The sequence below is a fragment of the Pseudomonas sp. GW822-FHT02G04 genome (genome assembly GCF_058802085.1).
On record NZ_JBXANU010000032.1, the window covers coordinates 40,660 to 65,218 of the forward strand.

24 protein-coding genes are annotated in these 24,559 nt (G+C 60.1%); 9 read left to right on the forward strand and 15 right to left on the reverse strand.

Features of this window, described 5'->3' with window-relative positions:
- Window position 1: 1 nt before the first annotated feature.
- The 4 genes from lpxK to AC1RO5_RS27395 form a co-directional block, all read right to left on the reverse strand.
- Complete coding sequence (gene lpxK, locus AC1RO5_RS27380; RefSeq protein WP_493178727.1) at window positions 2-1,012, reverse strand: tetraacyldisaccharide 4'-kinase; 1,011 nt, start codon at window positions 1,010-1,012, stop codon at window positions 2-4.
- Window positions 1,012-1,440, reverse strand: coding sequence for an ExbD/TolR family protein (locus AC1RO5_RS27385; RefSeq protein WP_018926235.1), 429 nt, complete (start codon window positions 1,438-1,440; stop codon window positions 1,012-1,014). The genes lpxK and AC1RO5_RS27385 overlap by 1 nt, the downstream gene beginning before the upstream one ends.
- Window positions 1,437-2,072, reverse strand: coding sequence for a MotA/TolQ/ExbB proton channel family protein (locus AC1RO5_RS27390; protein ID WP_007941964.1), 636 nt, complete (start codon window positions 2,070-2,072; stop codon window positions 1,437-1,439). The genes AC1RO5_RS27385 and AC1RO5_RS27390 overlap by 4 nt, the downstream gene beginning before the upstream one ends.
- Window positions 2,073-2,169: 97 nt before the next feature.
- Window positions 2,170-4,404, reverse strand: a complete 2,235-nt coding sequence (locus AC1RO5_RS27395) for a DNA internalization-related competence protein ComEC/Rec2 (protein ID WP_493178728.1) — start codon at window positions 4,402-4,404, stop codon at window positions 2,170-2,172.
- 136 nt (window positions 4,405-4,540) lie between these two features.
- On the opposite strand from AC1RO5_RS27395, the gene AC1RO5_RS27400 reads away from it, so the two are divergent.
- Complete coding sequence (locus AC1RO5_RS27400; protein WP_493178729.1) at window positions 4,541-5,062, forward strand: DUF2062 domain-containing protein; 522 nt, start codon at window positions 4,541-4,543, stop codon at window positions 5,060-5,062.
- 751 nt (window positions 5,063-5,813) lie between these two features.
- Here the strand turns inward: AC1RO5_RS27400 and AC1RO5_RS27405 are convergent.
- From AC1RO5_RS27405 to AC1RO5_RS27420, 4 genes are all read right to left on the reverse strand, one after another.
- The gene (locus tag AC1RO5_RS27405) at window positions 5,814-6,593 is read right to left on the reverse strand and encodes an ABC transporter permease (protein WP_007938676.1); all 780 of its coding nucleotides are present in this window, start codon (window positions 6,591-6,593) and stop codon (window positions 5,814-5,816) included.
- On the reverse strand, window positions 6,590-7,522 hold the full coding sequence (locus tag AC1RO5_RS27410; protein WP_493178731.1) for an ABC transporter ATP-binding protein: 933 nt from the start codon (window positions 7,520-7,522) through the stop codon (window positions 6,590-6,592). The genes AC1RO5_RS27405 and AC1RO5_RS27410 overlap by 4 nt, the downstream gene beginning before the upstream one ends.
- 133 nt (window positions 7,523-7,655) lie before the next feature.
- Entirely contained in the window at window positions 7,656-8,279 is a 624-nt protein-coding gene (locus AC1RO5_RS27415) for a glutathione S-transferase family protein (RefSeq protein WP_493178732.1), read from the reverse strand.
- Between the two features lie 43 nt (window positions 8,280-8,322).
- The gene (locus AC1RO5_RS27420) at window positions 8,323-8,982 is read right to left on the reverse strand and encodes a transglutaminase-like domain-containing protein (RefSeq protein ID WP_493178733.1); all 660 of its coding nucleotides are present in this window, start codon (window positions 8,980-8,982) and stop codon (window positions 8,323-8,325) included.
- Between the two features lie 237 nt (window positions 8,983-9,219).
- On the opposite strand from AC1RO5_RS27420, the gene AC1RO5_RS27425 reads away from it, so the two are divergent.
- On the forward strand, window positions 9,220-11,676 hold the full coding sequence (locus tag AC1RO5_RS27425) for an acyl-CoA dehydrogenase (protein WP_493178735.1): 2,457 nt from the start codon (window positions 9,220-9,222) through the stop codon (window positions 11,674-11,676).
- An 88-nt stretch (window positions 11,677-11,764) separates the two neighbouring features.
- Complete coding sequence (locus tag AC1RO5_RS27430) at window positions 11,765-12,172, forward strand: PA2817 family protein (RefSeq protein WP_007938686.1); 408 nt, start codon at window positions 11,765-11,767, stop codon at window positions 12,170-12,172.
- Between the two features lie 153 nt (window positions 12,173-12,325).
- Here the strand turns inward: AC1RO5_RS27430 and AC1RO5_RS27435 are convergent, their stop codons facing one another.
- Entirely contained in the window at window positions 12,326-13,324 is a 999-nt protein-coding gene (locus tag AC1RO5_RS27435) for a LysR family transcriptional regulator (RefSeq protein ID WP_493178736.1), read from the reverse strand.
- Window positions 13,325-13,414: 90 nt separating this feature from the next.
- Here AC1RO5_RS27435 and AC1RO5_RS27440 point away from each other — a divergent pair, with 90 nt between their 5' ends.
- The 6 genes from AC1RO5_RS27440 (at window position 13,415) to AC1RO5_RS27465 (ending at window position 18,472) form a co-directional block, all read left to right on the forward strand.
- Window positions 13,415-14,041, forward strand: a complete 627-nt coding sequence (locus AC1RO5_RS27440) for an alanyl-tRNA editing protein (RefSeq protein WP_493178737.1) — start codon at window positions 13,415-13,417, stop codon at window positions 14,039-14,041.
- Between the two features lie 92 nt (window positions 14,042-14,133).
- Window positions 14,134-14,904: a 2OG-Fe(II) oxygenase gene (locus tag AC1RO5_RS27445; protein ID WP_192379515.1), complete on the forward strand. Its 771-nt coding sequence runs from the start codon at window positions 14,134-14,136 to the stop codon at window positions 14,902-14,904.
- Between the two features lies 1 nt (window position 14,905).
- A complete protein-coding gene (locus AC1RO5_RS27450) occupies window positions 14,906-15,544 on the forward strand; it encodes a LysE family translocator (protein ID WP_493178739.1) in 639 nt (212 codons plus the stop codon).
- A 571-nt stretch (window positions 15,545-16,115) separates the two neighbouring features.
- Window positions 16,116-17,345 (forward strand): type II and III secretion system protein family protein, encoded by a 1,230-nt coding sequence (locus tag AC1RO5_RS27455; protein WP_493178741.1) that lies wholly within the window; start codon window positions 16,116-16,118, stop codon window positions 17,343-17,345.
- A 122-nt stretch (window positions 17,346-17,467) separates the two neighbouring features.
- A complete protein-coding gene (locus tag AC1RO5_RS27460) occupies window positions 17,468-18,184 on the forward strand; it encodes a tetratricopeptide repeat protein (protein ID WP_493178742.1) in 717 nt (238 codons plus the stop codon).
- 18 nt (window positions 18,185-18,202) lie between these two features.
- On the forward strand, window positions 18,203-18,472 hold the full coding sequence (locus AC1RO5_RS27465; protein WP_493178744.1) for a DUF3613 domain-containing protein: 270 nt from the start codon (window positions 18,203-18,205) through the stop codon (window positions 18,470-18,472).
- Window positions 18,473-18,941: 469 nt separating this feature from the next.
- Here AC1RO5_RS27465 and AC1RO5_RS27470 read toward each other — a convergent pair whose 3' ends face one another.
- The 6 genes from AC1RO5_RS27470 to AC1RO5_RS27495 are packed head-to-tail and all read right to left on the reverse strand — an operon-like array spanning window position 18,942 to window position 24,556.
- Complete coding sequence (locus AC1RO5_RS27470; protein ID WP_493178745.1) at window positions 18,942-19,910, reverse strand: type II secretion system F family protein; 969 nt, start codon at window positions 19,908-19,910, stop codon at window positions 18,942-18,944.
- A gap of 29 nt (window positions 19,911-19,939) precedes the next feature.
- Window positions 19,940-20,926 carry a type II secretion system F family protein gene (locus tag AC1RO5_RS27475; protein ID WP_493178747.1) on the reverse strand — a complete coding sequence of 329 codons (987 nt, stop codon included), beginning with the start codon at window positions 20,924-20,926 and terminating at the stop codon, window positions 19,940-19,942.
- Window positions 20,923-22,365, reverse strand: a complete 1,443-nt coding sequence (locus AC1RO5_RS27480; protein ID WP_493178748.1) for a TadA family conjugal transfer-associated ATPase — start codon at window positions 22,363-22,365, stop codon at window positions 20,923-20,925. Before AC1RO5_RS27480 ends, AC1RO5_RS27475 begins: the two co-directional genes overlap by 4 nt.
- A gap of 3 nt (window positions 22,366-22,368) precedes the next feature.
- Window positions 22,369-23,589, reverse strand: coding sequence for an AAA family ATPase (locus AC1RO5_RS27485; RefSeq protein WP_493178749.1), 1,221 nt, complete (start codon window positions 23,587-23,589; stop codon window positions 22,369-22,371).
- On the reverse strand, window positions 23,583-24,077 hold the full coding sequence (locus tag AC1RO5_RS27490) for a TadE family protein (RefSeq protein WP_493178750.1): 495 nt from the start codon (window positions 24,075-24,077) through the stop codon (window positions 23,583-23,585). The genes AC1RO5_RS27485 and AC1RO5_RS27490 overlap by 7 nt, the downstream gene beginning before the upstream one ends.
- Window positions 24,077-24,556 carry a TadE/TadG family type IV pilus assembly protein gene (locus tag AC1RO5_RS27495; RefSeq protein ID WP_493178752.1) on the reverse strand — a complete coding sequence of 160 codons (480 nt, stop codon included), beginning with the start codon at window positions 24,554-24,556 and terminating at the stop codon, window positions 24,077-24,079. The genes AC1RO5_RS27490 and AC1RO5_RS27495 overlap by 1 nt, the downstream gene beginning before the upstream one ends.
- Window positions 24,557-24,559 lie beyond the last annotated feature (3 nt).

A 24,559-nucleotide genomic window follows, 5' to 3' on the forward strand; every position in this document is an offset into this window, starting at 1 on the left:
GTTAAGGCAAAAGACGAGCCGGCAACAGGCGCATCAGCTGCGTATCGAACCAGGCCACGAAGGCCGGCGATGGCGCAGCATCGACCGCCAGGTACCACCAATCGGCGGCGGCGAAGGCACGGCACTTCACCGCGTCCTTTTCTGTCATCACCACTGGCAATGACGGTGTGAAATTCAAGGCCTGCACGCTGTGCTCGGCGTGGTCGGCAAATGCATGGGGCACTGGCCGCCAGTGTAGCGTTTCGAGGGTCGTGAAGAAACGCCGGGGATTGCCGATCCCGGCCACGGCGTGCAGGGCCTGACCTGCGGGAAAGTGGTCGAGAGGCCGCCGTTCGCCGCTGTGCAGGTTGACCAGTTCGGTGGGTTGCAACTGAAAGGCAAAACCGTCTTCGCGATCATTGGCGGCGCCGTTGTACAACACCGCATCGACGCTTTGCAGACGCTCGACCGGTTCGCGCAAGGGTCCGGCGGGCAGACAACGGCGGTTGCCCAAGCCGCGAGCGGCATCGATCAGCACCAGTTCCAGGTCACGAGCCAGCCGGTAATGCTGCATGCCATCGTCGGAAAGGATCAGGTCCAGTGGCTCACTCGCCAGCAAGGCTTTGACCGCACGGCTGCGGTCCGGGTCGATCATCAGCGGCACGCCGGTGCGCTGGACGATCAACAGCGGCTCATCGCCCGCCACGTCCGCGCCTTGATCCCCCGCGACCCGCCACGGCAATTGCGGCGGTTTGGCGCCGTAACCACGGCTGACCACGCCGACCCGCAAACCACTGCGCTGACAGTGCTGGATCATCCACAGAATCAGCGGCGTCTTGCCCGTGCCGCCCACCGTGATGTTGCCGACCACGATCAGCGGCACCGGCGATTGGTAGATCTCGCCCTCGCCCGCCAAAAAACGCTCGCGCTTGCCGGTGACCACGCGCCGATACAGCCACTCAAGCGGCTGCAACAGCTTCAACGCCGGATGACCTTCGTACCACGCGGCGAGCAATCGATCGGACATGGCCATCAGGACGCCGGCGCCGCCTCGACAGTGGTCATGCGCAAGTGGCTGAAACCAAGCTTGCCGGCAGCGTCCATCGCGGTGATGACGGACTGATGGGGGGTTTTGCCATCGGCGCTGATGGACAGCGGCAGATTGGTGTCGCCATTGGATTCTTTCTGCAGCGCTTCCATCAGGCTGGTCAGGTCGTTCTTGGGCAACAGCTGGTTGTTGACCGAATACGCCCCATCGGCGCTGATGGCGATGTCCAGTTGCTTGAGCTGCTGGTCTTCGGCCGGGGAGCCGCTGACCGCTTCCGGCAGGTCGACGCGCAACTGGGTTTCACGGGTGAACGTGGTGGTCACGACGAAAAACAGCAACAGGATAAACACCACGTCGATCAGCGACGCGAGGTTGATGTCTACCGTTTCCCGTGGTTTACGACGGAATTTCACGCTTTACCCTCGGCCAGGTCCACGTCGCGATCGCCCTGTATAACCTCGACCAGTTTGATCGCCTCTTGCTCCATGCCCACCACCAGCTCATCGATCCGACGTTGCAGGAAGCGGTGGAAGAACACGGCCGGAATACCGACCATCAGGCCGGCGGCGGTGGTGATCAGTGCCTTGGAAATACCCCCGGCCAGCACCGCGGCGTTGGTGCCCATGCCCGTGCCCATGAACGCACTGAAAATATCGATCATGCCCAGCACCGTACCCAGCAGTCCCAGCAACGGGGCCATGGCGGCGATGGTGCCCAGGGCATTGATGTAGCGTTCGAGCTCGTGAATCACCCGCGCGGCGGCCTCTTCGATGCACTCTTTCATGATCTCGCGACCATGCTTGGAGTTGGCCAGACCGGCAGCCAGGATCTCGCCCAGCGGAGAGTTGGCGCGCAGTTCCTTGAGTTTTTCTTTATTGAGTTGCTTGTCCTTGATCCAGACCCAGACCTGCCCGAGCAAGTGCTCCGGGGTCACGCGGCTGGCGCGCAGGGTCCAGAGACGCTCGGCGACGATCGCCATGGCCGCGATGGAACTCAGAATGATCGGCAGCATCATCCAGCCGCCGGATTTGACCAATTCCCACACAGTGACAGTCCCCTCGAAAAAGTGCGCCACTCTAACATAGGGGGTGGGCGCACCGAAGACCGCGATGTCGCATCCGGTCGGGCTTTGATGACGCGGGTTACTGGCGCAATGCTGGCGGATCGCGCCAGAAACGCCGTTCCTGAAGCATCGTCCAAGGTGGTTTGAAGCGCCCCAGTTGTAGACGAATGGCGCCCTGCTCGGCGCTGTCGTAGATCGCCATGCCACGCTTTTGATAGCGCGCCACGACCGTGGGATGGGGATGGCCGAAAGAATTGCCGTTGCCACGGGAGATCAGCACCGCTTTGGGTTGCAAGGCGCTGAGCAACGCCATCGAAGATGAACTGCGACTGCCATGATGCGGAGCCTGCAGCCAATCCGTCGGCACCGCCAATGGACCGTCGAGCAGCGCCCGCTCGGCCGCGGTATCGATATCGCCGGTCAGCAGCAACCGCTCACCGTTGGCTTCGATCTGTAGCACGCAGGATTTCTGATTGCTATCGATGGCCGACGGCCACTGCCAGAGTTGGAACCGCACGCCGTCCCAAGTCCACTGTTGACCGCTCTCGCAGCCTTCGGCGTGTAGCTCGTCCGGCAGGGCCAGTGGATCGCCACTCAGTACCCGCGTCACCGGCACACCGCTGGCAATCGCTCGCGCACCGCCGGCGTGATCGGCGTCGGCGTGGCTGATCAGCATCAGATCGAGTCCGTTCACCCCCAGTTTGCGCAACGATGGCAACACCACCCGCGCCCCCAGGTCGATATCGCCGAAACGCGGCCCGGCGTCATACAGCAGAATGTGATGGCGGGTGCGCACCAGGATGGCCAACCCTTGGCCGACATCCAGTTGCCAGACCTCGGCGACGCCTTCAGGCAATGTGTGCCGGGGCGCAAAAACCAGCAACAGCAACATCGGCCAGCCCAACAGGCGCAACGGCACGCCACGTGGCAGTAACAGCAGAAATGCGCCCAGCGTGCCGAACGCCCAAACCCACAACGGAACCGCCACCGGCACCCACGCGGGCAATTGCCCGGCCATCAACGCCAGTCCCTTGAACAAAAGGTCGATCAGACCGCCAGCCAACCACAGCAACCCCTCGCCCACATAAGGAACGGGCAACAACAGTGTTCCGAGCAAGGCCGGTGGCAAGACCAGCAGACTGATCCAGGGCACCGCCAGCAGATTGGCCAGCGGCCCGCTGAGACTGATCGGCAACCCCAGCACCAACAGCAGCGGGCACAGCCCGATCGCGATCAGCCATTGGGCACGGGTCCAGGTTTGCCACCAACGCCACGGGCCCAATCGCCCGCCAAAGGTGAAAATCAGCACCGCTACCGCCGCAAAAGACAACCAGAAACCCGGTTGCAGACTTGCCAGCGGGTCCAGCAGCAAAACGCCGTCCAGCGCCAACAACAGCGGCCACCATGCACCGAGATGACGAAACCGTAGCCACCACAACAACAGCAGACCGATCATCAGGCAGGCCCGACGCACCGGCACCTCGAAACCGGCCAGCAGCCCATAACCGAGCGCCGCCGCGAACGCCAGCCCACACGCCCACGGTAGCCACGGCAAGCGCCTGGGCCATAAGCCATAACGCGCCAGCCCGGCGATCAGCAGATACACCAGTCCCGCCAGCAAACCAATGTGCTGCCCGGAAATCACCAACAGATGCACGGTGCCGGTGTCTTGCAGCACCTGCCAGTCCTCACGGCTCAACCCGGCGCCGTCCCCCAGCACCAACGCCGTCAGCGCCCCCGTTCGCCCCTGCGCATCGACGGCCTGCAAACGCTGACGAATGCCGTCGCGCCAGGCCCACTGCGCTTCCCCCAGTCGCTGACCGTCCTTGACCGTCCCGGTGGCGCCGATGCGTTGGGCCAGCAACCAGGCGTCGTAATCAAAACCATGGGGGTTGAGCAGCCCGGCAGGACGCTTCAATTTGACCGCCAGCCGCCACCGCTCGCCACTGTTGACGGGCGGCCCGCCATACCAGGCCAGGCGCAAGTGCCGAGGCAGTTGGGTGCGACGCGACTGACTGTCTGTCAGTTCGAAACGCACCACGCCCTCGGCCTGCTGCGGCAACCCGGTGACACGACCTTCGACCCAGCGAGTCTCGCCATCGAGCTTCAGCGCCAAGCGATCATCCAGCGCCCATTGCGCATTCGCACATGCCCAACTGAAGCCGAATAGAAAAAATGCCAGTGGAAAGGTTCGAAACGGCAGCAACATCAAACCCACTACCAGCAACAACAGCCACAACCCCGCCGGCGGCAATACCGGTAAAAAACGCAGGGCCAGCAGACCCAACGCCAGCGCCATCATCCCTGTGCGCATATGCCCGTCCTTGAGAGTCCCTTCCCTAGGCTTAGCCGTCGCGCCGCACAGGCGTCGTTAACAATTGTCACAAAGTCTGAATGGGCGGTTCGTAGAATCCAGACATACTTGCCGCCTTAACCGACCGAGAAGCCTTATGCCCCGGCGCTTATTCAAACGTTACATGCCAGACCCGACCAGCATCAGGGAACACAAATCCTTACGCTTTCTTGGCACCCTGCTGCATGACCCGAACCTCTGGCACCTCAATCGTCATTCCGTCGCGCGGGCCATGGCCGTTGGCCTGTTCGCGGCATTCCTGCCCATCCCGTTGCAAATGCTGCTGGCCGCCATCCTCTCCATCGTGGTGCGCGGCAACATGCCGATTGCCGTCAGCCTGGTCTGGCTGACCAACCCGATCACCATGCCGGCGGTGTTCTTCTGCACCTACCAGACCGGCGCCTGGCTGATGGACGTCCCCGCCAGGAGCTTGCCGGACGAGTTGACCTGGGCATGGATCAGCGGCGAACTCTCGACTTTGTGGCAACCGTTTTTACTGGGCTCGGTGGTAACGGGGCTGGTGCTTGGGGCGTTGGCTTATTGCCTGGTGATGATGTATTGGCGCTGGTGGGTGAGTCGGCAGTGGGCACGGCGTAAGCGCAACCGGATGCAGGAATGAAAAACGGCCTCCGCTTGGGAGGCCGTTTTTTTATATGGGGGACATATCCATTGCTGCGGTAACGGCTACTTATGGTTTCGCTCTTACAGCGAGTCACTTTCGAAAAGCGCGAAAGTAACCAAAGCGCTCTTGCCCCGCCATTCGGTGCCTCGCCTAGGCTCGGCATGCCCTCACTCCGGCATTGCTCCGGGGGCCCGCCGCCATCGGCCATCCATGGCCGGGGGCGGCTACCGCGGCATCCCTGCCGCGGTGCCCCCTACGCAACGCCTGCGTTCGGCCTCTGGGAAAAGGGGCAAGCAGATCAAGATCAAAAGCAAAGCAACGGCAACGGCAACGGCAAGATCAAAAGATCGCAGCCTTCGGCAGCTCCTACGGGGGGAACGCGTTCGCTTCAGATCAGGCCGGCCGGTAGGCCGCCTTGCTTTTGATTTTGACGCACCGCCCCCTCGAGAGGCCGAGTGGAGGTTCTGCGCAGTGGGCAACCCGGCATGGATGCCGGGTTAGCCGCCCCCGGCCATGGATGGCCGATGGCGGCGGGCCCACGGAGCAGGACCGGAGCGAGGGCATGCCGAGCCTGGGCGAGGCACCGAACAAAAGGGGCAAGAGCGCTTTGGTTACTTTCGCGCTTTTCGAAAGTGACTCGCTGTAAGAGCGAAACCGCCAATCGTCGTTACCGCAGAAACGGATATGCACACCAACCCACAGCCTAAGCGAGCAAGCCCGCTACCACAGTGGACCGCAGTGACCGCCGTCACGTACGCATCCCACGCCCACTCACCAGCAGCCGCGCACAACCGATGTACAGCACAACAGTCGCTACCAGCATGAAGGCGATCGCCACGCTGATCTTGATGTCCGACACGCCAAGGATGCCGTAACGGAAGGCGTTGACCATGTGCAGTACCGGGTTGGCCAGCGACACGGTCTGCCAGAATGGCGGCAGCAGGCTGATCGAGTAGAACACCCCGCCCAGATACGTCAGCGGTGTCAGCACGAAGGTCGGGATGATCGAGATGTCATCGAAGTTGCGCGCAAATACCGCGTTGATGAAGCCCAGCAGCGAGAAGATCGTCGCCGTCAGCAGCACCACCAGAACGGTCACGCCCAGGTGATGCACCTGTAGCGTGGTGAAGAACAGCGACAGCAACGTCACGATGATCCCGACCATCAACCCGCGCAGCACGCCGCCCAAGGTGTAGCCGATCAGAATCGTATGCGGTGACACCGGCGACACCATCAACTCTTCGATGGAGCGCTGGAACTTGCTGCCAAAGAAACTCGACACCACGTTGCCGTAGGAGTTGGTGATCACCGACATCATGATCAGCCCCGGCACGATGTACTCCATGTACGTGAAGCCACCCATGCCGCCGATCTGCCGACCGATCAGATTGCCGAAGATCACAAAATACAGAACCATGGTGATGGCTGGCGGCAGCAAGGTCTGCGGCCAGATCCGGGTGAAGCGCTTGACCTCACGGTAAACGATGGTATTGAGGGCGACGAGGTTGGGTTGCAGCTCGGAACTCATACCGCCACCTTCGACAGATTTTTCTCCACCAGGGACACGAACAACTCCTCAAGGCGATTGGTTTTGTTACGCAGGCTCAACACTTCGATGTTCTGCTGCGCCAATTGGGTGAACAGCGCGGTAATGCCCATGGCCTTGTCGACCTGGACTTCCAGGGTATGACTGTCGACCAGTTTGGCCGGGTAACCGAGCAACTGCGGCGCCACTTGCAAGGTGTTCTTCAGGTCCAGCAGGAACGTCTCGACATGCAGTTGGCTGAGCAACTGCTTCATGCTGGTGTTCTCGACAATGGTACCGTGGTCGATGATGCCGATGTTGCGGCACAACTGCTCAGCCTCTTCCAGGTAGTGCGTGGTGAGGATGATGGTGATGCCTTGCTTGTTCAGCTCGGTGAGGAAGGTCCACATCGAGCGACGCAATTCGATGTCCACCCCCGCCGTCGGTTCGTCGAGGATCAGCAGGCGTGGTTCGTGGACCAGCGCCCGGGCGATCATCAGTCGGCGCTTCATGCCGCCGGACAGGGAGCGTGACGGCACATCGCGCTTGTCCCACAAACCCAGTTGGGTCAGGTACCGCTCGGCGCGTTCCTTGGCGATTTTCGCCGGGATGCCATAGTAACCGGCCTGGGTCACGACAATGTCGAATGTCTTTTCGAACTGGTTGAAGTTGAACTCCTGGGGCACCACGCCGATCGAGCGTTTGAGCGCCGCAGGATTTTTGTCCAGGTCGTGACCGAAGATATTCACCGTACCGCTGGTCTTGTTCACCAGGGTCGAGAGAATGCCGATGGTCGTGGATTTGCCGGCGCCGTTCGGGCCGAGCAAGGCGAAAAAGTCACCTTCGGCGACGTCCAGATCGATACCACTCAAGGCCTGGAAACCGTTGCCGTAGGTTTTGGTTAGCTGCCGGATGGACAGAGCGGAACTCATATCGGATTTACGCACCAAGAAGGGAAGAAAGGAATAAATAAGGGCGGGCGGCGAGCAATGCAACCGCGGCGCACGAGCGCAATGGTGCTTGTCGCCGCCACACAAGTACAGTCAAGCGTGTCGATAGTGAGTATTAAGTCAACGCGGTCATGACGGCTTTGCGATAGGCCGGACGCTGTTTCAACCGTGCGTACCAAGCTTGGAGATGTGGCAGCGGCGCGCGTTCGATCGGCATCTCGAACCAGGCATAAATGAAGCTACCCAAGGGAATGTCGCCCATGCCGATCTCATCGCCCGACAGGTATGGTTTAGCCGCCAGCGCTTGATCGGCCATCGACAGCAGATCGTCGCATTCCTTGATCGCAGCCTTGATGGCCGACCAGTCCTGCTGCTCTTGCGGGGTGCGCAACACGCCCCAGAACACCGTGCGAAACGGCGCGGCAAAACTTGAGGTGGTCCAGTCCATCCACTTTTCCGCCGAGGCACGGGCTTGCAGGTCCGTCGGATACCAGGCAGTGCCGCTGGCGTGGCGGGCCATCAAGTAACGCACGATGGTGTTGGATTCCCACAGCACGAAGCCGTCGTCTTCGATCACCGGCACGCGACCGTTGGGATTCATCGCCCGGTACTCAGGCGTGTCGACCACGCCAAAGGCACCGCCGGCATCGATGGCTTCATAGGCCAGGCCCAGCTCTTCGGCGGCCCACAACGGCTTTCTGACATTCGACGAATTTTTCCGACCCCAGATCTTCAGCATGACCGCTCCTTGTTGGATGAATGCGCAGGCAGCATACGCCGGATCAGACGCGACTCAAATCGCCCTGCATATCACCCAGTTGCAGCGGCAGCCGCTCGCCGAACAGATGCGGATAGCACTTTTCCAGGTGCTCGAAAAAGAACGCTTCAGGCACATCGGTGAACTGGCCGTGATCGACCAGGTATTCCATCAGTTGCTCGCCGTCACGGTTGAAGGGATGGAACACGCTGTCGTTGATCCCGTCGAACTCCAGCGGCGCGACATTGAACAGCTCGCACAGTTGTTGATTGAAGGCCGGTGTGGCTTTGACCCAACGCTCGTTCAAATAAAGCTCGGTGTAGCCGTGCATGGCGAACACATCGCTCTTGAGCAGTTCGAGCAGACGCGGTGTCGACAGGTGATTACGCACATCCGCCAGACCGATACGCGCCGGGATCCCGCAATGCCGGGCGCAACCTGCCAACAGTGTGGCTTTGGGCACGCAATAACTCTCCCCCGCCGCCAGCGCATAGCTGCCGCGCAAGGTCTGCGGATCACGGCTGAAGGTGTAGGGGTTGTAGCGCACGGCCTCACGCACCGCGTAATAGAGATTGATCGCTTGCTCCAGCGGATCGCGCCGGGCGCCACGGTGTTTTTCGGCGAACTCCACCACCGAGGGATGGTCACTGTCGATGAAGCGGCCGGGGCTCAGATACGCGTGCATGGCAGCAATCTCCTGGGGGAAGCCACGAGTCTAGCGATACCTTCAGCACAGAGATAACGACGTTTCGGCCAAATATCAGCGCTTGCCCGCCCTGTTGACGAGCCCTCCATCGAAATAACTGACGAAGTCCGGCCGTTTGGTCCTACAAGCTCAACCCGATCGCTCCGACCACCCACTTTTATGGATGCCGTCTAAGCTCTGAGAGTGGTTTTGCACCTGGCTTCAGGAGAATTAATTATGCTGCTGTTGTGGATACTGGTTCTGGTGGTCGGGATTGCCTGGCTGGCACATCGCCGCACCGCGCCCCTGCCCGCTTTGGGTATCATCGCTGTCTATCTGCTGGCGATGGGCATCTTCAGACATGCGAGCCATGCACCCGTCTGGCTGCTGCTGATTTTCTGGGCGATGCTTGCGGCTGTAGCCGCCTTCCTGTTACTGCCGGACCTGCGACGAAAACTGTTCACGGCGCCCATTTTCAACTGGTTTCAAAAAAACCTGCCACCCATGTCGCAAACCGAGCGTGAAGCCATTGAGGCCGGCACGGTCTGGTGGGATGGCGAGCTGTTCAGCGGTCGTCCGGACTGGAACAAGCTGCTGGCCTATCCAAAAGCGCAGCTGAGCGAAGAGGAACAGGCGTTCATCGATGGCCCGACCGAAGAGCTCTGCGCGATGGTCACCGATTGGCAGATCAGTCAGTTGATGGACCTGCCGCCCCAAGCCTGGGATCACATCAAGCAGCATGGCTTTTTTGCCCTGATCATCCCCAAGGAATACGGCGGTAAAGGCTTCTCGGCTTATGCGCACTCCCAGATCGCGATGAAACTGGCGACCCGCAGCGGTGACCTGGCCTCCACCGTCATGGTGCCCAACTCCCTTGGCCCGGCGGAACTGCTGCTGCATTACGGCACCGACGAACAACGCAATCATTACCTGCCACGCCTGGCCCGCGGCGACGATATCCCCTGCTTTGCCCTGACAGGCCCGATGGCGGGCTCCAACGTCGGGGGGATGACCGACACCGGGGTGATTTGCAAAGGTGAATGGGAAGGCCAGGAAACCCTCGGCCTGCGCCTGAACTGGGAAAAACGCTACATCACCCTCGGTCCGGTGGCGACCTTGATCGGCCTGGCCTTCAAGGCCTATGACCCGGATCATCTATTGGGTGACAAAGTCGACCTGGGGATCAGTCTCGCATTGATTCCAACCCAGACCCCCGGTGTGGAAATCGGCCGCCGTCACCTGCCGCTGGGCGCCGCCTTCATGAACGGTCCCAACTCCGGCAAGGACGTGTTCGTACCGCTGGAATTCATCATCGGCGGTCAGGAGATGCTCGGCGAAGGCTGGATGATGCTGATGAACTGCCTGTCGGTCGGACGTTCCATTTCGCTGCCTGCCATCGGTACCGCCGCGGGTAAATTCAGCAGCCTGGTGACCGGCCAATATGCGCAGGTTCGCGAGCAATTCAACGCACCGCTGTCAGCCTTCGAAGGGATTCAGGAAGCACTGGCGCGGATCGGCGGCAGTACCTGGCTGATGGACAGCGCGCGGATGCTCACCGCCAACGCCGTCGACCTCGGCGAAAAACCGTCGGTGCCCTCGGCCATCATCAAATACCACCTCTCCGAGCGCGGTCGCGAGTGCGTCAGTCACGCCATGGATGTTCATGGCGGCAAGGCCATCATCATGGGCCCGAACAACTATCTGGCGCGAAGCTGGCAAGGTGCGCCCATTTCCGTCACGGTCGAAGGTGCGAACATCCTGACACGCAACCTGATGATCTTCGGCCAGGGCGCTATTCGCTGCCATCCATTCGTGCTCAAGGAAATGGCCCTTGTCCACCGCGAAGACAAACAACAGGCGCTGGTCGAGTTCGACGCGCTGCTGCTCAAACACATTGGTTTTGCCGTGAGCAACGCCGCCAGCACCCTGGTGCTGAACCTTGGCTTCGGGCATTTCGAACACATGCCCGGAGACAAGCTCAGCCAACGCTACGTGCGCGCCCTCAACCGCCAGGCCGCGGCTTTTGCCATGCTTGCAGACCAATGCATGATGCTGCTGGGCGGCGATCTGAAACGCCGCGAACGCTTGTCCGCGCGTCTGGGCGATGTGCTCAGCTACCTGTATCTGGCCTCCGCGGCGCTCAAGCGTTATCACGATCTCGACTCGCCGGAGCATATGCGTCCGCTGTTCGCCTGGGCCATGGAAGAGAGCCTCGGCCAGTCCGAACGTGCGCTGGACGAACTGCTGACCAATTTCCCGAACAAGGTACTCGGCTGCTTGCTGCGGGTGATGGTGTTCCCGTTCGGTCGCCGGCACAGAGGCCCGTCGGACAGGCTGGCGGCCAAAGTCGCCGCAGTCCTCGGTCGGGCCAAGGGCGATCCAACCCTCGAGGAGTTACTGGCGGGCTGCTATCGCCCGCAATCGACAGAGGATCCGGCCGGCGCCCTGCAGCACGCCTGCGACTTGCTGAACGCCGCCAAACCGCTACAGAAAAAACTCAACACGGCGCTGAGAAGTCGCCAGGTCAAACCCACTGTCGGGGAGTCTGTCATCGATGCCGCACTGGAGGCTGGCGTCTTGCAACCGGCTGAAGCCGAGACCTTGCGCGAGGTGGAGGTGGCGCGGCGCAAGGTGATCGACGTCGATGATTTCGACAAACAGGTGCTGGTGCTGGGCAAGGGCAAGGTTCGCTGATCCGGTCGACCATATGTCCTCTATCATGGGAAAATGGGCCCGGGAGCTTTATACTCCCGCGCCCGTTTTGCTCTTGAGGACTTATCTCGTGTCCAATGTCGTTGCCGATCATCTCGTCTTGCTCGACCACCTGCGCAGTATCCTGGTCGCCGTAGGTGAGGCCGAACAGGTTCCCGAAGAAAGCCATGCCTTGTTCCTGGAGCGCTTCGACGAACTGCGTGCGTTGCTGCCGGTCGACCCGATCGAAAGCCAATACCTGGGCCAGGACATCCTGTGCCAGATCATCACCCGCTATCCGCAAATCGCCCACCTGGTGCCGCGCGATCTGCTGTGGTACTTCGCCGGTGACTGCCTGCATTACATGCCCGATGATGAAATCGACCTGTACCAGGCGCTGGAAGAACGTCGCTTCGAAGCCGAACAGAACGATGAACCGTTCGACTGGAATCAGGAAAAACAGCTGCTGGCGATGTCGAACCAGGACAGCAAGCACTGATCTGCGATCAGTAACGCAAAAGGCCCGCATGGTTGAATATACGGGCCTTTTTTGTTGGCCGGGTAAAGATCAAAAGATCGCAGCCTTCGGCAGCTCCTACGCGCGTGTGGGCGCTTCCGAAGGCTGCGATCTTTTGATCTTGGCCTCAAGGCCTCAAAGCAACCCATCACTCTCCGGCAACTCATACGCTGCCGCGCCCTTGCCCAACGCGCTTGGCTTGCCCGGCTTGCTCAAGGTCGGCTCCTTCTCCAGGCATTCCACCAGATAGTCGATGAACACCCGTAACTTGGGCGGCAGATAGCGGGTGGGCGAATGCAGCAGCCAGGCGCCTCCGTGGTAGGACGCCAGAAAGGTCCAGTCCGGCAATACCTGCACAATCAGCCCCTGTTCCAGCGCATAACGAGCGGTGAAGTACGGCAGGCTACCGATCCCGATGTGTTGCAATACCGCGCCCAATCGCACGCCCGTGTGATTGGCGGCGTAACGTCCGCGCACGCCGACGGTCACGGCTTTACTGCCTTTCTTGAACTTCCAGCGCGCATCGCTCGGGGTTTCGCCCAGATAGATGCAGCTGTGATTGAGCAAGTCGTGAGGATGAGTCGGTGTGCCGTGCTCGGCCAGGTACTGCGGCGTGGCGCAGAGCAAATGGTCGATGGTCAGCAACTGGCGCCCCACCAGCCCCGCGGGGGGCCGATCGGTAATACGGATGGCCAGGTCGACGTTGTCGTCGATCAAATCCACCTGGCGGTCCTCGAGCAACAACTCCACATCCACTTTGGGATAACGCCGCAGAAATTCCGGCATATGCGGATGAATCACGAATCGCCCGACAGCCTTGGGCACGCTGACGCGCACCAGCCCTTCCGCCTCCTGGGTGAACTGACCGCTGATTTCCATCACCGACTTCGCCGCGCTGACCATCTCCTGGCAGCGCTTGAACACCTCTTCGCCTCCGTCACTCAGGCGTAGCTTGCGCGTGGTTCGTTGCAACAAACGCGTGGCAAGCGCCTTCTCCAGCCGCGAAATGCTGCGACTCACCGCCGAGGGTGAAGACCCCAACTGACGCGCCGCTTCGGAGAAGCTGCCGGTCTCGACAACCTTGACGAAAATCGCCATTTCACCGAGCAGTGGCAGAGGAAGATTTATGCTCACAGCGCAACAGTCCTTTGATGGTTGAACGGATTATCACGCAATTCCACGGTTCATATAATAAAAATAGAAATTTTAATAAGGGCATGGAATATGACGCTTCGCCTCTTTTTCCATAGTGATGACCTCAGGGCCAATGTGGAAGTCCTGGATTGCACGCCCTATGAGAACGAGTTCGCCGTGGTGCTGCGCGCCACTCTGTTTCACCCCCAGGGCGGCGGGCAACCCTGTGATACCGGCTGGATCGGCGAAAGCCAGGTGCTGCGCGTGGTGCAGGAAACGGAGCGGATCATCCATTTCGTCGACCACCCGGTAAAACTCGGCATGATCCAGATTCGGGTCGACGAGCAACGCCGCCAGTTCAATACGCGCATGCATTCGGCGGGGCACCTGATTGGTCACTTCATCCAGGCCATGGGCTGGATGCCGATCAAGGCTCATCACTGGCCAGATGAAGGACGTGTGCAATTCAAACCGGGCGATGGCGCGCAGGAAGTTGATGCCCAGACGATTCAGCACGGCATCAAGCAATGGATCGCCCACGATCTGCCGCGCTTGACGTCGTTGCGCGAAGGCACCCGTGAAATCGGTTTCGGTGAGCTGCCCGCCTACGGCTGCGGCGGCACCCATGTACGTAGCCTGAAGGATTTGGGCAGGGTCACGATCGCTTCCCTTTCGCAGAAAAAGGGAACGCTGTCAGTCCACTACCACGTGGATTGAGTCTTTGGGCGATGTCGACCCCGTCATCGCCTGACGCCGGAGGAGCCTGCGTTCGCGGGCTCTGTTGACTATCTGATAGATGGACCTAAGACATGATGCTTGACGTCGAGCGTCTCGATGAGACGTGCATAAAAAAACTGGCCAACGAAGAAGTCCTCGCCATCCGCGTCAGAGGCTTGTTGCCTCGGCCGCTGGCGATCCAGATCGGCGACAAGATCCTCGCCCCCGGCTTCGAAGGCTACATCAACGCACCGAGCATCGGTCGCATCGGCATGGCGTTTTATGAAGCGGAAAACCAGCCACTGCTGATCGAAGACTATTTCGAGCGCGCCACCAGCAACATCGCCGAATTGCGCAGCCGTTGCGCGCCCTACTCCTCACCTGTCGACACCCTGCGCTGCATGCTCGATGAGTCCTGGCCGGCGGGGGCGCACCTGGAGAATCTCTATGGCCGCAAGATGTATGTGGGGCTATCGCGCGTGGTCAAACCCGGGGTGTGCTTCCTCGCGCATCACGACATTTTCGCCAAGGACGCCCCGGACAGCTTCCAGGCCAGAAGCCTGGAAGCGCAGTTCGCCTGCAATGTTTACCTGAACATGCCGACCGAGGGCGGCGCGTTGCAGATGTGGGACCACGACATTTCCCCGGACCAGTTCGACGAGATGCGTGGCGACAGTTACGGCATCGATCCGGCCTTGCTCGGCCCTCCGACCCTGGAGATTCGCCCTGAGCCGGGTGATTTCATCATGTTCAATTCACGCCGCATGCACTCGGTGACGCCGGGTGTGGACGATCCGCGATTGAGCCTTTCTTTCTTTGTCGGCTATCGCGGCAATGCTTCCCCCCTGACTTTCTGGAGTTGAGATGTTTTCGAATTACCTGGGCGAGTTTCTGGCGCTGGCAACCATCCATTTTCTGGCCGTGGTAGCTCCCGGGCCGGACTTCGCCGTGACCATCCGCCAAAGCGTGCGTTTCGGGCGCTTAGTGGGCATCTGTACGGCGCTGGGCATCGGCGCGGGTATTTCCGTGCATGTGCTGTACACCTTGCTCGGCGTCGGCGCATTGATGCACACCACGCCTTGGCTACTGACGGTGGCCAAGGTGATCGGGGGGGCCTACATTTTGTACCTCGGTGTGAGCCTGTTGCGCAGCAAACCCAAAGCGGCGATTGAAGGCGACAACGGCGCGGCAGCGTCAACTGAGCAACAGACGTTGTTCAAGGCTTTCAGCACCGGGTTTCTGACCAACGCCACCAACCCCAAGGCAACGCTGTTCTTCCTGGCGATTTTCACCACCATCATCAGCGCTACGACACCGCTGCAGATTCAAGCGCTGTACGGGTTGTGGATGTGTTTCGTGAACGCCTTGTGGTTCGTGATCGTGGCCCTGTTCTTTTCCAGCGCCCGGGTGCGACTGCTGTTCATGCGCATGGGGCACTGGTTCGAACGAACCATGGGGGTGATCCTCATTCTGTTCGCCGGACGCCTGATTCTGTCCATGTAAGTCATGCGGCCTTAGTTGCCTCGTCGAACCGCATTTTTTACGGCTCCAACGCCAGCAACACGGCTATCTCCACACTCTGCCCTGAAAGTTTTGTTTTAAATCATGGCGCTTTGCTTTGTTTGAACTACCTTCAAACAAGAAGAAGTCATAACGGTTTGAATTTTGACGTTAGGTTCAGAGATCAGATAGCGAATTGGCAAAAGGAGTTACCTCACTATGATCCTGACAGGCGTTTACCGGCGCAGAGCTGTGATTGCCGGTTGCTTTTTAGGGGAGTCAGGTGGGCGGGAAGTGCCGCCTATAACCGCGATGGTTGTCGAGCCTGAGCCTGTTGCTCGGGTCGACAGCCCAGGTATCTGGATCACTAAAAGCCGTTTTAGAAGGTCGCTCGCTGTTCATTCGGATCAGCGTATTGCACCTGCTTGCGTGTAGCACCAAGGAATATTGCCGGGGGCATTAATCATTAGTGGTGAGTGCTCTGGCGAGGTTGAGGGTCGACTCAGGCCCCTTGTAGTGATCCGAGGCAACTTGGTTTGCCTTGTAGATGGCCTATTCAGCGAGGATGCACTTAATGAGCTATCGTACCGTGCCCGCTTTCAAGCGAATTATCCATGGCCTGTTCTGGATGGGCCTCAGCGTGGACGCGGCTCAGGCCGCGGCGGCCAACTGTTCGCAGATGGACAGTATGCCGACAACGTTCGAGGTCGGTCAGGGGCTTCAGAATGAACTGCGCACACCGGTTCCGGTGACGCAACTGGCCGTGGGTGACCCGAAAATTGCCGATGTGCAACCCAGCGGCAACAACCCCAACGCCTTCCTGCTCACTGGTCTGACACCGGGAGCCACCAGCCTGATGGTCTGGACCAGCTGTTCGAAAACGCCGCGCCAAAGCATGGTGTTCGTCAAGGGCCGGGCCACCGCGGCGCTGACCAGCGTGTCGACGGGACCTACCGAAGACCCGCTGCTGCCAAGCCAGGTGCAAACCGATATTCGTTTCGTTGAAGTCAGCCGGACCAAACTCAAGGAAGCCTCAGCGTCTATTTTCGGCACCCGCGGCAACTTCCTGTTCGGCTCGCCGAGAACCTTGCCCACCATCGGCGGCGTTGTCACACCGTCGATACCGGTGGACAACGGCATGTTCAACCTCAATTTTGCGACCGGTAATACCCTGGTGGCGATCAACGCGCTGGAAGGCAGCGGTTTCGCCTATACCCTCGCGCGGCCAAGCCTGGTAGCGCTCAGTGGGCAGAGTGCGAGCTTCCTGGCCGGTGGTGAAGTACCGATTCCGGTGCCCAGTTCGGGCAGCGATAGCATCTCCATCGAGTACAAGGAGTTCGGTATCCGCCTGACCCTGACGCCAACCATCATCGAGAAAAACCGTATCGCCCTGAAGGTGGCACCGGAAGTCAGTGAACTGGACTTCACCAACGCCGTAAGCATCGCCGGCACGATAGTTCCGGCGCTGACCGTGCGCCGCACCGACACCAGCATCTCCCTGGCCGACGGCGAAAGCTTCGTCATCAGCGGCCTGATCAGCACTCGCAACAACTCCCAGGTGAACAAGTTTCCGGGGCTGGGCGATATCCCTATTCTGGGCGCGTTCTTCCGTGACAACACCATCAACCGCGAAGAGCGCGAATTGTTGATGATCGTCACCCCGCATCTGGTCCAGCCCCTGGCGGCCAATGCACAACTGCCGTCATTGCCTGGCGAACAGCTGCGTAATTACGACCCGAACTTCTACCGCATGTTCTTCCTTGAAAATGGCGATTTCGACAGTCGCTCCGGGCTCTCGCAATGAACCGGAGCCAGACGCTGAACCGGGCTTTCGCCCTCACTCTTAACGGTGACCTTGAGCGCTTGGCGGGCCAGCTGTATTGCCACTGGCCAGGCGTTCAACGTGTTGTAGCCAGAGGACACTCGATGAAAGCAGTCATTGCAATAACGGCGACATTGATGCTCGCAGGTTGTGCCACCAATGGCATGGTTTCGCGACCGGCTGTCTGTGCCAAGCCCGGTTCGGAGCAAGAGCTTGCCCTGAACCTGGCCGACAACATGGTCAACGAGGGCCGTTTGTATGCCAGCCTGGCGAACCTGCAAGGCTTGCCCGATGACCTGGCCCAGGTTCGCCTGCGCAAGGCTCGGGTGCTGCGCTTGATGGGGCGTAAAGATGCGGAGCCGTTGTATCAAAGCCTGCTCGGCACCTGCCTGGCCGCTGAAGGAGAACATGGCCTTGGCCAGTTGGCCGCGGCCAAAAATGATAATGCCAGCGCCACTACTCACCTTGAGCGTGCGGTGAAGATGGCCCCCACCGACGACAAGATGCGCAATGACCTGGGGGTCGTCTACCTCAATCAGCGACGGATCCCTGAAGCACGCTTCGAGTTCATGACGGCCATGGAGCTCAAGCAGGCCGATTCATTGGCGGCACTCAATATGGTGACGCTGCTGATCTATCAGGATAACTGGAAGGCAGCTGCCGAACTCGCGAACCGCGCCAGCTTGAGTGCCCAGCAAGTCGCAGAGGCTCAAACCCGCGCAGAAAAACTCAAGGCCTCTGCCAAAAAAGCGGTGGCTTCGGAGGGGAATCGCAAGACTGAGACAGTAGTCGATGCCTCAGCCAATGCTGCGATCAAGTAGAACGTATGAGGAGTCGAGATGAATACCAAAGGGCTGTTGATTGTGTGCATGGCTTGCCTGTCCACCAGTGCCTGGGCTATTGAGCCAGGTCCCTCCTCGGCGCCGCAAAAGGGCACCGAACAGTGGATGCAGCTACAGATTCGCGGTGTGGTTGCCTCCCCTTTTCGGCAAACTGCATCGGTCACTGAGCGTGACCTGTCCTTCCAGCGCTGGCTGAACAGCTTCACCTACCCGATCCCGATGTTCTTTGAGCAGAAAGCTGGGGGGAAAATGACCACCAGCAACTGAGGCACGTCAATGGATGACCAACCTCTGGCATAGTCCAAAGTAGCCTGGCTAAAAAGCCAGGCTTAATAACGTCTGCAGGAAAGTATTGGCATCTACACATTTTTCAGTTCTGACCGAATCCTCCTGCAGGAACAGCAATGCTGTTCACTTAAGAGCGTCTTGAATCGGAGAAACCTGTGGCGAGGGAGCTTGCTCCCGCTTGACCGGGCTGGCGCTCCAGTGCGTAGCACTCACAAAAATCGGCAATGGTGGTCAGATTTTTGGGGCCGCTACGCAGCCCAGCGTCGGAACGCCGCCCGGAGCAAGCTCGCTCGCTACAAAGGTAGGTATGACTGAAGGGTGTGTTTAAGTGAACAGCATTACCCGTAGGAGCGAGCGGTGCGGGGGATGTGTAGATCTTGGGAGGGGAAGTACAGATCAGGTTCGGGTGGCAAGGCCATCTGATTCGACAGCCCCCCACCCGCTTCTCTTACATATTTCCGAATGCTTTCATTACCCCAATCATGGCCGGGCCGATGGCGACCAGGAAGAAGCTCGGCCACAGGCAGAAAATCAGCGGGAATATCAGTTTGGTGCCGATTTTCGCCCCCGCCTCTTCGGCGGCCTGCGTACGCCGGTCACGGAATTCATCGGCATAAATACGCAGGGTGTCGGCCACGCTGGTACCAAAGCGAATACTCTGTGCCAACAGGCTGACCAACCCTTGTACGTCATCCAGGCCAGTGCGCACAGCCAGTTGCTTGAGCGCCTCGGTACTGGAAACGCCCGCACGGATTTGCGCATTGACCAGGGCCAGTTCTTCAGCCAGCTCAATATGACTGACCGACATCTCCTCAGCCACTCGCTCGATGGTCGTAGGCAGCGCCAGACCCGACTCCACGCACACCACCATCAAGTCCAGTGCATCCGGAAACGCGGTACGCAGCCGGTTTTGACGCGCCTGCTTGCGCTTGGAGACATACAGAGCGGGTATCAGCCACCCGATACCGGCCACCATGACCACCAACAACAGCCCCACTGCCAGCGAAACCTTGGGAATCAGCGGCAACAGCAGCAACGCAAGGCCGACCATCAACAGCGGTAACATCAAGCGCACCGCCCAGTACATCTGCACCGCCGAAGAGGAGCGGTACCCCGCATGCATCAACAGAGTCTGGGTAACAGACGTCTGGGTCGATTCAGCCGAGGCAAAGCGCTGGCCGACCCGTTCCAGCAACAGTTGCAGATTACTCGGCGCTTCCTGCCCTGTCGTATTGCCCAAATATCCACGCTTGATCAGCGCCAGACGACGCTGTACCGGGTCCTGGAGACCCAGCATCAGCAACATCAAGGCGGCGACCGCAAGCACCGTACTCAAACCGATCGCGCCAAGGAACAACAGGCGCGCTATCTCCTCGTTCCCCGTGAACCGACTGAACAACCCGAGCAAAAAGTCCATGACCTGTACCTCCCGGTAGCGAATATCGCTTAAACCTGAATCCGAATGATTTTTCGTATCCAGAAAATCCCGATCAACATGGCGCAGAAAGCCCCGATGATCAGCTTGTGGCCTATGGGATCATTGAGCAGCACAGGCATGTAGCTGGGGCTTGTGAGCACGATCGCAACGGCCAGCACGAAGGGAATCGCCACCAGCACCCAGGCCGACATCCGCCCTTCGGCCGACAGGGTTTTGATCTTGCGCTGAAAGCGGAAACGCCCACGGATCAACCGACTCAGACGCTCCAGCACTTCGGTCAGATTACCGCCAGTCTCGCGGTGGATGAGGATCGAAGTCACCAGCATCATCACCGTCATGCTGGGCATGCGCTCCAGCAGGCCGAGCATGGCCCGGCGTACATCGTTGCCATAGTTGATATCGGCGAAAGTCAGGCCGAACTCATGAGCGACCGGCCCCTTGTGCTCCTCGGCGACCAGGCGCAGGGTTTCGTTGAACGGGTGCCCGGCGCGCAGGGCCCGGCACATGGCATCCAGCGCATCCGGCAGGCCTTCCTCAAACTCAGCGAAACGTTTGCTACGGTCACGAGAAACTTTCAACAGTGGTAACCAGAACACCCCGAAGCCCGCCAACAACGCCATCCACCAGACAGTCACGACCATCCAGATCGAGATGCCCGCACACGCGCCCAGGAACAGCCCGAGCAAGATCACCCGATAAGCACGATATTCATGGCCGGCCTGCTCGATCATCTGTGTCAGGCTCGCCATAAACGGCAACTGCTCGAGCCTGGCCTCCAGTGGCGACAAGCGCGTCAGGTATTTCTGCCGTAACACCGTCTGCATGTTGGGCAGATTGTTGGCTTTCTCCAGTACATGCAAACGGCCGCGGATGCGCTTGCGCATCTTGCCGGCTTCACCGAACACCGGCACCACCACACCCTGGGACAAGAGGAACACGGCGATAAACACCATGCCCAGGAACATCACTATGAATTCAGCAGGAATATGGCTCATGGCTGCCGTGCCTCCATCCATTCAGGCCTGAACATCGTCAGTGGCAACTCGATGCCGCGCTTGGCCAGCACATCGCGGAAGGCCGGAATCATGCCGCTGGGCCGATAATCGCCGAGCACCTCGCCGTTTTCGCCCACGCCGTGGCGCGCAAAGGAGAAGATTTCGGTCATGGTGATCATCTCGCCCTCCATGCCGTTGATTTCCTGCACGCTGACCAGTCGGCGTTTGCCGTCCTCCTGGCGTTCCAGCTGGATCACCACATCGATAGCCGACGCAATCTGCTGCCGCATGGCCTTGATCGGGAAGGTCGCCCCGGTCATCGACACCATGTTCTCGATTCGCCCCAACGCATCGCGCGCGGTGTTGGCGTGGATCGTGGTCAACGAGCCGTCGTGGCCGGTGTTCATGGCGGTCAGCATGTCCAGCGCTTCGGCGCCACGCACTTCGCCGATCACAATGCGGTCCGGGCGCATCCGCAAACTGTTGCGCACCAACTCGCGCTGACTCACCTCGCCACGCCCCTCGATGTTCGAAGGCCGGGTTTCCAGGCGAACCACGTGGGGCTGCTGCAGTTGCAGCTCGGCCGAGTCTTCGATGGTGACGATCCGTTCGTTGTGCGGGATGAAACTGGACAACACATTGAGCATGGTGGTCTTGCCGCTGCCGGTACCGCCGGAAATCAGCACGTTCAAGCGCCCGCGGACAATCGCCTTGAGCAGCAGCGCAATGGCCGGGGTCAACGTGCCCACCTGGATCAGGCTGTCGGTATTGAGCAGGTCCACCGCAAAACGGCGAATCGACATGCTCGGGCCGTCGATGGCCAGCGGCGGGATAATCGCGTTGACCCGCGAACCGTCCTTGAGCCGGGCATCCACCAACGGCGAGGACTCGTCGATACGCCGACCCAGGCTGGACACGATGCGGTCAATAATGTTCAGCAAATGCTGATCATCGCGAAAGCGCACATCGGTCCTTTGCAGTTTGCCGAAGCGCTCGACATAGACCGAGGCGAAACCATTGACCAGAATGTCGGACACGCTGTGATCGGCCAGCAACGGTTCCAGAGGCCCCAGGCCGAGCACCTCGTCGGTGATCTGCTTGATAATCAGCTGGCGGCTGGTGGTACTCACCGGTGCCGAATGCTCGTCGAGCAGGCGCTGGCAAATATCACGAATCTGCCGCGCGGCCTCGGCCTGTTCAAGGGAGTCCAGCAAGGACAGGTCCATGACCTTGAGCAATTGCTGGTAGATTTTTTCCCGCCACTCGGCTTCCACCGGGGTGACCTGGCTTCTGGTTTCGTAAAGAACGTCCGGTGTTGCACGCTCCCACGCCATTATTTCCTCTGCCGGATCCAGCTGGTCGTCGCCCAACTGAGCCGCTGACGATGCAGCGGTTTTACCGGACTGTTTGCGCAAGCGGTTACGAAAGTCGCTGATCATGGGTCATCCCCCGAAAAAACGGTTGAAGGCGCGTTTGAGTAAGCCTTTGTTTCCGGCCACCTGTTGACCGACCAGGTCCTCGGTCATGTCGCGCAGGGCGGTAGTAATCGCGGCCCTCGGCGCATGCAGCCCCAACGGCACGCCAGTGTTCTGACTCTGGCTGACCAGGTTGAAGTCGTTGGGTAATTTCGACAGATTGGTGCAGCGCAGTGCCTCGCCGATATCCTTGAGGCTGATCGCTGCTGCCTTGTCAAAGCGGTTGACCACGATCTGCAACTGATCGCCGCGCACGCCCAGGTCGTCGCGAAGAATCCGCACCAGGGAGCTGGCATCACGCAGATGACTGACACTCTGCTGCACCACCACGTACACCCGGTCCACCTGTTCCAGCACGGAGCCGGTGAGGTGGTCGATTTGCCGTGGCAGGTCGATCACCACCCAGTCGTAGCTGGCGCGGGCCAGTTGCAACAGGGTGTCGAGTTGCTCGGGTTGGGCATCCTGCGGCAGGCACAGCTCACCGGCCCGACCACCCAGCACATGCAAGGTGGGGCTGAAGTGGCTGCAAAAACCGCGTAGCGCGACGCTGTCCATGCCGTCGATCTGATGCAATACCTCGAGATGACTGTGCGTCTGCGCCACATCCAGGTAATGCGTCACGCTGCCGAATTGCAGGTCCATGTCCAGCAGCAAGGTACTACCGCCCTTGACGCTGAGCTGTTGAGCCAGGTTGCAGGCCAGCAAGGTTCCGCCGGAGCCACCCTTGGCGCTCATCACGGCGATCAATTTGCCTTCTGTCCCGCTGCCGGTGCGAACCTCCATGACCAGGCGATTCAAGGCGGCGACCAGTTCGGTCTCGGCGATCGGCTCCGGCAGCACGTCACGGGCGCCGGCCTGCATCGCCAGACGCATGCCTTCCTGTTCGCTCAGCAGGCCGCACACCAACATCGGTGGACGCTCATGGGCTGGACGCTGCAACAGCGCCGCCAGTTCCTCACGCCACAGGTGGCTTACGCGCAGCAGCAACAGATCGGGCATCCGGTCCAGGCCGTAGAGCGGGTCGACATGCCCATTGCTCACCAGGCGAGTGCTCACCTCCAGGCAAGGCATGCGCTGGCAGACGCTCTGCAAATCGCGCAACGAGGTGGCATCACGACTGCTGATCAGCAACCGCAGCCCGGTCTTGCCGGTCGAGCTGGAGAGCGGGGTGTCCTTGGTATTCAGCATGGTGTGATCTCCCCGGAATCGGAATGACGCCCGAGGCTTTCGCGTGGCAAGGTTGCCTTGAATGCAGGCAAGGTAATGGGCACGCCGAGCCCGGGAATAAACAGATTGAAAACGAAGCCTTGCAGACTCAACTGGACATAACGGATGGCACGAAAACCAGTGGCACTGACCAGGTCGCCGGGACTGGCCACCACAGCACCGTTGACGTCCAGATAGGTCAGCGTCAGGTTGGTGGTGGCCAGGCTCGTGATCAGCTGGCTCGTACCGGCGTCGGTCGCGGCGTTGAAGATCGCCCGCCGCAACACCACCGGATCGCTGATGTTGCACACCGCCGCCAGACGCGCACCACGCCGCGCGGCTTCATCCAGCGCACTGACCGTGAAGTACAGGCGGCCCATTTCCACCACACCGAACAACAGGATGAACACCAGCAGGCCAATGAAGGCGAACTCCACGACATAGGTGCCGTGCATGCGTTTTCTATTCATCACAGTGCCCTCATGACGGTTGTGGCAACCAGCGGAATGGCCAGCGCAAACTGTCCACCGAAAAAGCCCGGAAACATGCCAGCACAATTGCCACTGCCAATCACCGGGCAGAAGTTGTAGGTGATGGTGACTCGCACATGGTCGGTGCCTACCGCGACGACCGCGACGTTCGCGGTCGTCAACCCTGACACCACAGCGCTGCCGGCAGCGCTGGGCACGCCATAGACCGCGACGTTTTTCGTCTGGGTCAGCAGCGTATTGCTCAGAGAGATAGCGCCAAGCGTCGAGTTCCAGGCCTGGCTGGCGACAAAACGGTCGGCATCACGGCTGGCCTGCAACAGGACGTTGTACTGGTAGAGCATGCGGCCGAACTCGCCGAGGCTCAGCAACAACAGGAGCAACAGCGGCAGGACCAGGGTGAATTCCACCAGTGCCACGCCTTGCTGGGCCTGTGGTCGCTTGAATGAGTGAAGTCCCATGAC